This window comes from Ruminiclostridium papyrosolvens DSM 2782 (assembly GCF_029318685.1).
Taxonomy (GTDB): Bacteria; Bacillota; Clostridia; order Acetivibrionales; family DSM-1351; genus Ruminiclostridium; species Ruminiclostridium papyrosolvens.
In genome coordinates this window covers 2,502,358-2,514,244 of sequence record NZ_CP119677.1, presented here as the reverse complement: position 1 = coordinate 2,514,244, position 11,887 = coordinate 2,502,358, and the positions used below count along the sequence as shown (strand labels likewise).

At 37.8% G+C, this 11,887-nt stretch carries 9 protein-coding genes and 1 pseudogene; 6 read left to right on the top strand and 4 right to left on the bottom strand.

Annotated features, from left to right (window positions below):
• Positions 1-6 precede the first annotated feature (6 nt).
• The 3 genes and pseudogenes from P0092_RS11495 (at position 7) to P0092_RS11485 (ending at position 3,610) form a co-directional block, all read left to right on the top strand.
• Positions 7-1,233, top strand: coding sequence for a beta-ketoacyl synthase N-terminal-like domain-containing protein (locus tag P0092_RS11495; protein ID WP_158498419.1), 1,227 nt, complete (start codon positions 7-9; stop codon positions 1,231-1,233).
• Between the two features lie 163 nt (positions 1,234-1,396).
• Complete coding sequence (locus P0092_RS11490; RefSeq protein WP_004619356.1) at positions 1,397-1,645, top strand: acyl carrier protein; 249 nt, start codon at positions 1,397-1,399, stop codon at positions 1,643-1,645.
• Positions 1,646-2,427: 782 nt separating this feature from the next.
• A pseudogene (locus P0092_RS11485) lies at positions 2,428-3,610 on the top strand (IS3 family transposase).
• Positions 3,611-3,687: 77 nt separating this feature from the next.
• On the opposite strand, the gene P0092_RS11480 reads toward P0092_RS11485, so the two are convergent.
• Together P0092_RS11480 and P0092_RS11475 are read right to left on the bottom strand one after the other, a co-directional pair.
• Positions 3,688-4,677, bottom strand: a complete 990-nt coding sequence (locus tag P0092_RS11480; RefSeq protein WP_004619358.1) for a tyrosine recombinase XerC — start codon at positions 4,675-4,677, stop codon at positions 3,688-3,690.
• 84 nt (positions 4,678-4,761) lie between these two features.
• The gene (locus P0092_RS11475) at positions 4,762-5,715 is read right to left on the bottom strand and encodes a metallophosphoesterase family protein (protein ID WP_004619359.1); all 954 of its coding nucleotides are present in this window, start codon (positions 5,713-5,715) and stop codon (positions 4,762-4,764) included.
• A gap of 186 nt (positions 5,716-5,901) precedes the next feature.
• Between P0092_RS11475 and P0092_RS11470 the strand changes: the two genes are divergently transcribed.
• Positions 5,902-6,444 carry a C40 family peptidase gene (locus P0092_RS11470; protein WP_004619360.1) on the top strand — a complete coding sequence of 181 codons (543 nt, stop codon included), beginning with the start codon at positions 5,902-5,904 and terminating at the stop codon, positions 6,442-6,444.
• A 50-nt stretch (positions 6,445-6,494) separates the two neighbouring features.
• Here P0092_RS11470 and P0092_RS11465 read toward each other — a convergent pair whose 3' ends face one another.
• Together P0092_RS11465 and P0092_RS11460 are read right to left on the bottom strand one after the other, a co-directional pair.
• Entirely contained in the window at positions 6,495-6,851 is a 357-nt protein-coding gene (locus tag P0092_RS11465) for a DUF1634 domain-containing protein (RefSeq protein ID WP_004619361.1), read from the bottom strand.
• Entirely contained in the window at positions 6,848-7,681 is an 834-nt protein-coding gene (locus P0092_RS11460; RefSeq protein WP_004619362.1) for a sulfite exporter TauE/SafE family protein, read from the bottom strand. The genes P0092_RS11465 and P0092_RS11460 overlap by 4 nt, the downstream gene beginning before the upstream one ends.
• 279 nt (positions 7,682-7,960) lie before the next feature.
• Between P0092_RS11460 and P0092_RS11455 the strand changes: the two genes are divergently transcribed.
• Positions 7,961-8,842 (top strand): cysteine peptidase family C39 domain-containing protein, encoded by an 882-nt coding sequence (locus P0092_RS11455; RefSeq protein ID WP_276187206.1) that lies wholly within the window; start codon positions 7,961-7,963, stop codon positions 8,840-8,842.
• A gap of 190 nt (positions 8,843-9,032) precedes the next feature.
• Positions 9,033-11,885, top strand: coding sequence for a glycoside hydrolase family 9 protein (locus P0092_RS11450; protein WP_004619364.1), 2,853 nt, complete (start codon positions 9,033-9,035; stop codon positions 11,883-11,885).
• Positions 11,886-11,887: the final 2 nt, after the last annotated feature.

The following is an 11,887-nucleotide window of genomic DNA, read 5'->3' as shown; positions in this document are numbered from 1 at the left end:
TGCTCTATGAGAAATTACAATCAACCGGAACTGCTCATAACGGGTATAGGTATCACTTCGGCCATTGGGCAAGGGAAAACCGCCTTCGTCTCGGCATTGATGCAAGGACAGCATGCTTTTGGAGTGATGCAGCGTCCTGGCAGGCAGAAAGGAACCTCATTTTTGGGTGCAGAGATTCCTTCATTAGTCTTTTCTGACCGTCTTTCAAAACAATTATTACGTACAGCATCTTTTTGCGGACAGGTGGCCATGAATACTCTCAATGAAGCTTGGGAAGAAGCGAAGCTGGATGACATTGATCCTGGTCGCATCGGGCTGGTGATTGGCGGCTCCAACCTTCAGCAGCGAACATTAGTCAAAACTTATGAGACTTATGCAGAACGAACTCAATTTATACGGCCAGCCTACGGAATATATTTTATGGATACCGATTTATGCGGTATCTGTACAGAGCAATTTGGAATTCAGGGATTCGCGTATACTGTGGGAGGCGCTTCCGCCAGTGGCCAAATGGCAATTATTCAGGCGGCTCAAGCGCTACAGACGGGTCAGATTGATATCTGCATAGCTTTAGGAGCCCTAATGGACCTCTCATACTGGGAATGCCAGGCACTGCGAGCTTTAGGAGCAATGGGGACTGATCGATATGCCAATGAACCTGCAAATGCTTGCCGTCCCTTTGACAAGAATCGGGACGGGTTTATTTACGGAGAGTCTTGCGGTGCGGTTGTGATAGAACGAGCCGATTCTGCCATGAGGCGCCATGTGAGTCCCTACGCAAAAATATCAGGCTGGGCCGTGGGGATGGATAAAAACCGGAATCCAAATCCTTCATATGAAGGAGAGGTGCAGGTAATTAAAAAAGCATTGGAACATGCACAACTATCAGCTAAAGATATTGATTATATCAATCCCCACGGGACAGGGTCGGTGATTGGAGATGAGATAGAATTAAAGGCAATTCGTGATTGCGCGCTCTCACACGCCTATATCAATGCGACCAAGTCGATTACCGGCCATGGTTTGAGTGCGGCAGGGACTGTGGAAGTCATTGCAACTCTTTTACAAATGAAAGAGACACGGCTTCACCCTTCAAGAAACCTGCAAGAACCTATACACCCCTTGTTCAACTGGGTACAGGGTCAATCAGTTTTGCACGCAATTGAAAATGCATTAAGCTTAAGTATGGGGTTTGGTGGAATCAACACTTCAATTTGTTTGAAAAGAGTATAATACTAGAAAAGAGAGAGGCGTTATTGAATCCATTAAAGTAAAAATCATCTTTTAGGTAACAAGCGATTGGTATAAGTCCACGGACTTGCAGACCACAAAATAAATTCAGAGGGTTTGGGGCATTCGCAAATGCCTATAAACTCTATATGTAAAGGAGAACAAAATGAAAAAAGAAGAGATTTTTCAGCTTATCATATGCCACAGTTGTGAGGTAATTCCAGAATTGGAAGGCTATGAATTTAAGCCCAGCGATCGATTGGTGGACCTAGGGGCAAACTCTGTGGACCGGGCTGAGATTATAACGATGACACTGGAGTCTTTGTCCCTACAAATTCCTCGTGTGGAGTTATTTGGAGCAAACAACATAGGAGAATTAGCGGATGTGCTCTACAAGAAATTACAATCAGTCTAAATTCCTCATAATACAAAATATGTGTTACCACGACCACAGTGTTTTAGACGTTTTTCTGCTTTGAAGACTACCGACGGTGGTGTGATATCACATCCTCAGCTTATCTGTATCAGCGGCTCAAAACACTCTTGACATTCAGGGAAAGGCCGACTGGCTCACTTACCAGAAAGGCAGTACAAAGCCGGGCGTTAATGACGAGCACGGCTTTGCTTCCCCGGGTTCAAAGAGCCGGGCATGCTGTACACAAACCCAAAGAGGTATTTACCTCACTGTATCATTTGCTGAATGAAGTAGATGCTGATACAATGCGACAAAGCACTTGAAGCAAACAAGGCTGCCGGTGTAGATGGAGTGAGAAAGAATATGGGTTTTCAATAATGTAGACCACAAGTGGATGATGAAGTACGAACGACGCTATATTATTCATTATATGATTAAATTTTACTAATGTATTGTTTTTAATATAGTATCTAAATGATAGATGCTTGCGATATAATATTTAAATCAATATAGTATAGTAGTAAAATTTAGTTCTTTTGGTGGAGGTAATAACATGAAACTTGATTTAGATACTATTCTTAGGATATTATGAAGAAAAAATTCTATATTTAGCAACAACAAATAATCGATTTCCAGATAATTCAGCTGTTTGTTTTGCATATGATCAAAATCTACATCTTTATTTTGGAAGTTATTCCAATACGTTAAAGTGCATTAACATTAAAAATAATCCTTATGTTGCAATATGTGTTGGAACTTTACAAATTCATGGGTTTGTTAGAATGATTCAATATGGCAGTGAAGAATATAAAAATAAAAGAGAATTTTATGATAAGCACTTTCCTAGGAAATTTGACAAAGCATTTAAGGAACAAGCAGTATTACGGATTTTATCAAGTGAAACAACTGTTAGTAAAATGGCTGAGGAACTTAATGTTCATTATACTACAGTCAAGGACTGGGTAAGATATTACAAAAAGGATGGCAGCAATGCTTTTTCTGGCAGTGGCTACTTGAAACCTGAATATGATGAAATCAGAAAACTTTCCCGTGAATTGGCCGATCTTAAAGAGGAAAACGAAATACTAAAAAAAGCCGCGGCCTACTTTGCGAAAAATCAGAAATAGTAAAGTTCAAGTTTATCTTTGGACATCGCTTCGTATTTCGGATTGCAAAGATGTGTAAGGCCTTAGAAGTATTATGAAGCGGCTATTATGCTTATGCATCCAGAGGTGAGAGTAAACAATCGTAAGCTGATCAAAACAATCAAAGACATTCATGAGAAAAGCCATAGAATCTACGGTGCGCCTCAAATTACTAATAATCTGCCTGCTGACAAAAAGCAAGCAGAGGCCGAGTTGCCAGAATTATGAAATCAAATGGCATCCGGTCAAAAGTAATAAAGAAATACAAGGCGACCACCAACTCTAGCATAATCTGCCAGTTGCTGATAACATACTGAATCAAAACTTCAAAGCAGATAAACCCAATGAAAAATGGGTATCTGACATAACATACATACCAACAAGAGAGGGTTGGCTATACCTTGCAGGAGTAATGGATCTATACAGTCGAGGCTTGGTTGGCTGGGCCATGGATAGCCGTAGGAAAACCGTTCTTGTATCATCTGCTCTCAAGCAAGACATCGGACGAACCGGAGCAAAGGAAGGATTGATAGTACATTCAGACCGAGGAGTACAATATGCTAGCAATGAGTATCAGAAATTACTTAAAAAGCACGGCTTTATCTGCAGTATGAGTAGAAAAGGCAACTGTTACGACAATGCACCAATGGAATCATTCTGGGGTAAACTAAAAATGGAATGGCTTAATGATTATACTTTTAATACTCGCGATGAGGCAAAAAAAGCTGTCTTTGAATATATAGAGCTGTTCTATAACCGTCACAGGACACATTCAACCAATGGTTATGTTCCACCATTCTCAATGGATGGAGCTGCTTAGCAGACATGAGAGAATCGAAGAAAGTTAGGGATTCTAATAAAGTTCAAAAATCTATGGTTTTTTATTAAAAATTTTTTCTACATTTTTATGTTCACACTAAAATCCGAAAGGGGATGCTTATTTACAGCTTCTTTTAGCTGCTGTTGGTCCAAATGAGTATATATTTCAGTAGTAGAAATACTTTCGTGGCCAAGTATCTCTTGCAAGGCTCTGATATCAACGTTTCCGTATTTGTACATCAGGGTTGCCGCAGTATGTCTAAGCTTGTGAGTAGAATAACGCTGAGGATCAAGGCCGGCTTCTTTTATGTATCTTTTTACTATTTTTTGTACGGATTCCTTGCTGATTCGCTGATTTCTCCTGCTTATAAACAAAGCACTTTTGTCTTTGAGACCGTTTACGGGACGTATCTTCATATAGTCTTCAATAGCCTGAAGACATGCTTTATTTAAAGGTATACTGCGTTCTTTACCACCTTTTCCGAATACCGTCAGAGTATTATCCTTGATATTATAAAGATTTATTCCAACCAGTTCTGAAAGACGTATTCCGCAGTTTAAAAAAATTGTAATTATAGCGTAGTCTCTCACTGAATATTCATGATTAGCTTCAGTTACAGAGGTTAAGAGCTTTTTACTCTCATCAAAATTGAGATATCTGGGGAGTCTCTTCAAAATCTTTGGAGATTCCAATTCAATAGTAGGATTAATGTCCAGCAGCTTTGCCTTTGTGGAAAGGTAGTTGAAAAAGGATTTGAGACTGGCAACCTTTCTTGCACGTGCATGAGAGGTATTGTCTCTTTTGTTGCTGACAAAGGACATATATGTATATAAATCACTGAGTGTAACCGTCTTTAAAAGAGGTATATCAATATCTGTGATTTCGATAGTGTCAAATTCGAGATTTTTATCAACTATATTTCTATGTATTTTCAGAAAACGGAAGAATATCCGAAGATCATAAAAATACACCTGAATGGTGTTTATAGATTTACCCTTTATAGTTTGCATGTAGTTCAAGAAATCTCTTAAAACTGCAGGCATTTCAAAATCATAAATATTTTTCATATGTAAGACCCCTATATAATATTAATAGATACAGATACCATATAATTCATATATCCATTAGTATATCACATAAGAAGGGGGTTTTCAGCAATCTTCCTCGTCATATTTGAGGTCTTTATTCATACAATCTTCATAGTCGTGATTGCTGTTCATATCAAATTCGTCAATAGGTACAGGGCCTCGCATAACATATCTTTCAATTTGCAGAACACCGTTTTCGTCTGCACGGACTCTCCAATCAACCATTAATATTTTACCTTCTAAAATTTCTATACCTGTTATACCTTTTGAATGTATGCAGCAGCCGGTATTAAAGTAAGGTAATTCTTTGCTCTTTGGGAATTTTTGTCTGTGAGTGTGTCCGCAAATAAGCATAATTTTATGTTTTTGAATCCACTTTTTATAGTTTCTCTCAATCTTATGTCTCTTAAAATGGTTTCTGGCAGGGCTGGAGGGACTGTGAAAGCCTATAACGTGTATATAACGCCAGAAATAACGTAAAAGGAACATAGAGACAAACCAGAGCTGATCATTCATTAAATCACCCTGATGTCCGTGAACAATAAGTATTTCCTGACCCGTGACTTTATTTTTCAAAACAAGTGCTTCTATGGGTGTCATTCCCTTTAGTAAATCATGAATGTCCTGACTGTAATCGTCGTAATAGCTGTAAAAATTCTTGCTGACGAAGTCCTTGTTTTTTAGATAAATATTATGATTACCATAAAGCATAATAAATCTATTGTCTTCAAAGAATTTTTTAAGCACTATAAAAACGTCACTGTGAGCTAATCTGATATGTCTGAACTTAGTATATTCCCATAATTCATCCCCGTCGCCAGCTTCAACGTATACATATCCGTTGTCAAAATAATAATTCAATGCGTGACGGAAAATATTCTGATTTCTGGCAAACTCATCGGAAATGCTGTCGTCTCCTCTATGGGAATCGCTGAAAAATATATATTTGGAATTATTGTCAAACAGTTGAAGCTTTGCGTTTCTATAAGCTTTCAGCAATCTTTTATCTGTAAACATTCCATCATTCCTTATATTTTGTGTTATTCAATAATATGTGCAGTTACATTACAAGGTTATCCATGAAAAGTATTCCAGAAATGTTTTGAATAATTTTTGCTAAAACTCCATAAATTCTTCGTGTTGGAATTACCAAACTATATTTATAAAAAATGTGATTTAGAAAAGCACTAAAAGGAGGATTTAATGTCAAGCAGCTATACAAAGCTTCTGACAGGCTGTATGTTGAGCGTATTACTCTTTTTTGTTTCAACTGACGTAATAGCATCAAACAGTCGGCCAGAGGCTGCAATAAAAAGTATTGATATAAGAAATACACAGATTTTAGACCCAATTGATTATGACGGATACATTGTAAGAATGGTTGTTGATTATGCAAAGGAATTTGTGGGAGTAAAATATGTTTATGGTGGGACAAATCCCCAAGGCTTTGACTGTTCAGGTTTTATCGGGTATGTTTATAAAAATTTCGGTGTAAAACTGGCCAGGTCTGCGCAAAACATGTACTCCAACGGTAAAAATGTACCTAAAAATGCATTAAAAGCAGGTGATATACTGTTTTTTGATGCTTCAACCAGAAACAGAGCCGGAGCAGTGGATCACGTAGGTATTTATTTGGGCGGTGATGCTTTCATCCACGCCTCCTCTTCAAAAGGTTCCGTCCGTATACAAAAATTATCCCAGTATAAAGGGTTATATATAGGTGCCAAAAGAGTCATTCTCCAATAAATAAAATAGCCTGTATCAATCTGAATTAATTTGATACAGGCTTGTATAATTTATTCAACTTTTCCAAGTAAAAAACTAATAATCAAAATAACAAAAACTATTGCTGTTATAATTACATACGTATAATCTTTTTCTTTCAGGAATGTAAAAATGGATATACCGACTCTGAAAACCGGAGTAATTATTAAAATCAACAATCCCGTAAGAATCACCGCATAAGGTTTTAATACCGCCAAGCCTCTGAAAATATCAACCGGGGACGTTGGAAAGGAGCTTCCGGGATAACCGCTCTTACCCGTTGCAAAAAGGAGTATAAGCCCGAAGCCTATTACTAAAGCACTGACAATTACTCCAATTCTCAGAATTTTGCTTATAAATATCTCGGTGCCTTCAATTTTTGATTTCATAATTTCACCCCTTTAACTATCATTTCTATTGATACATAAAGCAAAACAGGAATAAATACCAGTCTCAGAGTTGAACTTTTTAACCTTTGCATTACTTTTGTACCTATAGAAGCACCTAGGAGAACACCCAATGCTACAGGTGCGGCAATACCGGGATTAATATTACCTCTTGAAAGATAAATCCCTGCGCTGGCGGCAGCGGTAACACCTATCATAAAATTACTTGTTGCCGTTGAAACCTTCATAGGCAGTTTCATAAAAGAGTCCATAGCCATTACTTTGAAAATACCGCTGCCTATACCAAGAAGTCCAGAAATAATTCCTGCTGCATACATCATTCCAAAGCCACCGTAAACTCCTGTCACATTGTACTCCACCGTTTCCGAGAGTACCTTGTCATAATAGGCACCACTAAGTTTCAATTTTTCAGCCAACGGTGAGGGTGAAATATCTTTGGGAAGTTCCTGTTTTCTTTTATTAAACATGCTGATAGCGGAGTATAAAAGCAGTAAGCCAAATATAAGATACAGGTATTTTGTACTGAACAAACCTGCTAAAAAAGCACCTGTAAGAGCTCCTGTTGTTGTAGCAATTTCAAGAAACATTCCAACTCTTACATTAGTTATTCTGTCTTTAAGATATGCAATAGCAGAACCGCTTGAAGTAGCTATAACCGAAATTATACTTGCACCGATTGCATATTTAATATCAATGCCTAGCATAAGAGTGAGTGCGGGGGTTATAATTATTCCACCCCCAAGCCCAAGGAGCGAGCCCAGAAAACCCGCCAATACTGATATGAATAATATAATGACTTTAGTTGTTATCATGTCAAAACCACCTTAGAATTTATTGGTAATATCCAAATAACATTATAGCAAATATATTTTACAATTATGTTAATTCTGATGTATTTAATTAAGCTAACGATAGATATTGTTATACTACAGCCTGATAAGATATAATATAAGTATAATTATGTAATATATGGTATGTTGTGAAATTAAGGTTAAGAAAACTATATTTATAGGGAGGATGTAAACATGAGGAGTTTACCACTGATTTTTAACAGTGAACTTAATTGTATTTCAAGTCCTATAATCTCACTTATGGCATCAAAAAAACTGGAGTATAGACTAGCGTTTGCATACATTTGGGGTTTTACGTTCTCTGATGAAAATCCGAGTTTTCCCGGAGCATTGGGTCCAAGAATCGAAGAAGGCTTCAATAATATATTTGACTGTCTGGCTGATTTTTACAATGTGGAGATTAACAGACACTACGAAATTACCACAGAGGAAATTTATGAGTTAATCAAAGAAGAAACATCCAAAGGCATGCCCGTAATTATTTTTACAGATATGTATAATTGTGTATGGACTAATGTGTTCAAGAAAGTACATATAAATCATTCATGTACTATAGTAGATTTGGATGAAAAAGGAAATCTGTTTTGTGTTGATTCAGCGCCACCATGTAATGGGGCCATTATGAAAATTGAAGACTTTTATGAAAGTTGTAAGGGTTGCATAACTATAAATTTAGATAAGTATATAAACACTGATGTTGACTGGAGAGCAATTCTGCATAATGGAGTAAGCCGAGCAAATAAAAATAACACTTTTTCCTCATTATCAAAATTTGTAAACAGTTTTAATAATTACTTTGATGTAGAAGCAGAAATAAAAACCGCTCATGGACATGAAGCACGTGCGTCTTATATAATATGGAGGCTTTTGAGAATATCCGGTGGGCGAGCACTTTTCAGTTTATTTTTAGAGCATTTAGGTGAGAGATATAATAATACTGAGTTACTCAATATATCAAAAGAATTTAAAAATATAAGTAATAAATGGAAAATTAATCAAGCACTTGTTTTGAGATATATGAACAATCCTCAGGATAAAGATATCCTTAATAGATTATCAAATAACTTTTCATTTATTTTAGAATCTGAAGTAAAAATGGCAGAAGTGTTATCCCAAATATAGTATATAGCAATTTATATAAAAATTTTTACAAAATTGTTGCATTTTTTTGTACAACCTTATGCAAAATTATTTTAATAATGTATTAATTTGGTATAATTGTAGTAGAGGACTCGTTTTACCATATTAAGGGTATAAAGGGCTCTGGATACATTTAATCCATATCAAAATAATTTTTAGGGGGAGTTAAAAAATGTCAAGAGTTACAAAAGGAAGGAAAAAGCGACTGTCGATCTTGCTGGCTATTGCGCTTTTAGCTGGACAGATTTTTTCGGCAGTTTCGGTATCGGCGGAAGCTCCGCCAGCTACGTTTACTCCGGCTGAGGGCTGGGAAAACTACAACTATTTCAACTTTGCAGAAGCACTACAGAAATCACTTTATTTTTACGATGCAGAGAAATGCGGCGAAGCAGCCGGTTATGACAAAGGAGGAAAGCTTGAATGGAGGGGTTCATGCCATGAAGCAGATGCAAAGATACCCTTGAAGTACACTAACCTGTCCGCTGCTTTTTTAGAAAAGTATAAAGGTTTAATTGATCCTGACGGAGACGGTACAGTAGATGTACACGGAGGCTTCCACGATGCAGGAGACCATGTCCGCTTCGGTCTTCCACAGAGCTATACCGCCGGTACCCTTGGCTGGGGCTTCTATGAATTCAGGGATTCCTACAAGGCAATAGGCGAAGAAGAACATATAATTGATATTTTGAAATACTTTACCGATACCTTCTTGCGCTGTTCCTATCTTGATAAGGATGGAAATCTAATTGCATTTTGCTATATGGTAGGAGAAGGTGACGTTGACCACTGTTACTGGGGCCCGCCGGAACTTTATCCCGAAGAGTATCAGAAGACCAGACCTGCTGATTTTGCAACTGCAGAAACTCCGGGAAGTGATGTATGTGCCAGTACTGCCGCAGCACTTTGTACATCATATCTGAACTTTAAAGATTCAGAGCCTGAATATGCAGAAAAGTGCTTGAAGGTTGCAAAAGCCATGTATGAATTTGCTAAAAAATACAGAGGCAAGGCCGCTGGTGATGGCTACTATACTTCTGATTATGATGAAGACGAGCTGGCATGGGCTGCTGTATGGCTTTATCAGTGTACAGGAAATATGGATTACATAAAAGATATTGATTCAGTTGATGAAAAGGGAAACTATACAGGGTATATGAAGAGAATTATACCTGAAACCTATAATACCAATACCTGGTATAATTCATGGACTCATTGCTGGGATGCAGTATGGGCAGGAACCTTCTTAAAGCTCAATGAATTGTTACCCGACAATGAATTATTCAACTTTATTGCAAGCTGGAACGTAGAATATTTGTCCGGCGGTGATGCAAAGCATAAAGATCCAAATGACCATAACTATTATAAAACATCACCTGCCGGATATACCATGATAAACGGCTGGGGTTCTGCTCGTTACAATACTGCTGCACAGTTATGTGCTCTTGTTTATATGAAGCATCATCCTGAAAGAACTGATTTCGGTGAATGGGCAAAGAAGGAGATGGAATACCTTATGGGAAGAAATCCTATGGGATATTCATATATAGTAGGCTACGGCTATGAACAGGGACTTCCTTTTGCACATCATCCACATCACAGAGCAGCACATGGCTCAAAAACCAACAGTATGAATGACCCTGTGGAACACAGACATATATTGTGGGGCGCTTTGTCAGGGGGGCCGGATTCAAGTGATTATCATATAGATTCAACTACCGAGTATGCTTACAATGAAGTTGCAGTTGACTATAATGCTGCTTTTGTTGGCGCTTTAGCCGGATTGTATAAATACTACGGACAGGGACAAAAACCAATAGCCAACTTCCCGCCAAAGGAACCAAGAACTGATGATTACTACTGTGAAGCTCGTGTAGCAAGAGAAACTACTGACAGTACACAGGTAGTTTTAAAAATTCATAATGAATCCAGTCAACCACCTCATTACGAAACAGGCATGAAGGCAAGATATTACTTTAACATTAAAGAATTGTTAAAAAGTGGACAAGATATAGACGATGTAATATTTTCAATAGAGTATGATGAGCAGATTTCCATGCAGCAGGATCCTATCAAGCTCACAGGGCCTTTCAAATGGGATGAAGCAGGAACATACTATTATGAATTTGATTGGAGCGGAAGTAAAATATATGGAGACAGAGAACTTCAAATATCTTTCCGTGCAAAGCAGGATCCAAATTATCTGACCCATTGGGATTCTTCAAACGACTACAGTAAGAAAAACCTGACAACCACGTATGCAGTAACAAAGAATATACCTGTATACTTGGACGGGACTCTGGTATATGGAGAAGAAGCTCCAAAGCTTGATCCGTCTACCGACCCTGAAGATCCCGATAATACACCGCCATCAATAAGTGTCTCCTACAAGTGCGGTACTGCAGATGTGATGAAAAATACCATAAGGTCTTCAATCAATATAAAGAATACCGGAACAGTTCCCATAAATCTGTCTGATATAAAGCTTCGTTATTGGTTTACAAATGACGGGAACCAGCAGAACTCCTTTACATGTGAATACGCAGCGTTGGGAAGCGGCAATGTCACAGGTAATTTCTCCAATATAAGCAGTCCTGTTCCGGGTGCCGACACCTATTGTGAAATCGGTTTTACAAGTGCAGCCGGAAAGCTCTCACCGGGAGGAAGTACCGGGGCTATACCATTCAGAATAGAGGGCGCGTCAGATTATGACAAGACAAACGACTATTCATATGATTCAAAAATGACTGAACTTGGCGATAATACAAAAATGACAGGTTACATAAAGGGTGAACTCAAGTACGGAGTTGAACCTGTGGTTGTTAATATCAAGCTCGGAGATGTAGACGGCAGTGGAACTATAGATTCTATAGATTTTGCATTAATGAAAAAACATATTCTTGGTTCTACGCAATTGGACTCAGAGAGCAAAATCAGAGCGGACGTAAATAAAGATAATGAAGTTAATTCAATTGACCTTGCATTACTCAAAAAGTATCTTCTGGGAACAATATCTTCATTCTCGTAGAA

Excerpts from the sequence above, each read along its gene's own strand:
- P0092_RS11475 (WP_004619359.1), bottom strand. The coding sequence starts at position 5,715 with ATGTTTACAGATAAAAGATTGCTGAAAGCTTATAGAAACGCAAAGCTT.
- P0092_RS11470 (WP_004619360.1), top strand. The coding sequence starts at position 5,902 with ATGTCAAGCAGCTATACAAAGCTTCTGACAGGCTGTATGTTGAGCGTA.
- P0092_RS11495 (WP_158498419.1), top strand. The coding sequence starts at position 7 with ATGAGAAATTACAATCAACCGGAACTGCTCATAACGGGTATAGGTATC.
- P0092_RS11490 (WP_004619356.1), top strand. The coding sequence starts at position 1,397 with ATGAAAAAAGAAGAGATTTTTCAGCTTATCATATGCCACAGTTGTGAG.
- P0092_RS11480 (WP_004619358.1), bottom strand. The coding sequence starts at position 4,677 with ATGAAAAATATTTATGATTTTGAAATGCCTGCAGTTTTAAGAGATTTC.
- P0092_RS11465 (WP_004619361.1), bottom strand. The coding sequence starts at position 6,851 with ATGAAATCAAAAATTGAAGGCACCGAGATATTTATAAGCAAAATTCTG.
- P0092_RS11450 (WP_004619364.1), top strand. The coding sequence starts at position 9,033 with ATGTCAAGAGTTACAAAAGGAAGGAAAAAGCGACTGTCGATCTTGCTG.
- P0092_RS11460 (WP_004619362.1), bottom strand. The coding sequence starts at position 7,681 with ATGATAACAACTAAAGTCATTATATTATTCATATCAGTATTGGCGGGT.
- P0092_RS11455 (WP_276187206.1), top strand. The coding sequence starts at position 7,961 with ATGGCATCAAAAAAACTGGAGTATAGACTAGCGTTTGCATACATTTGG.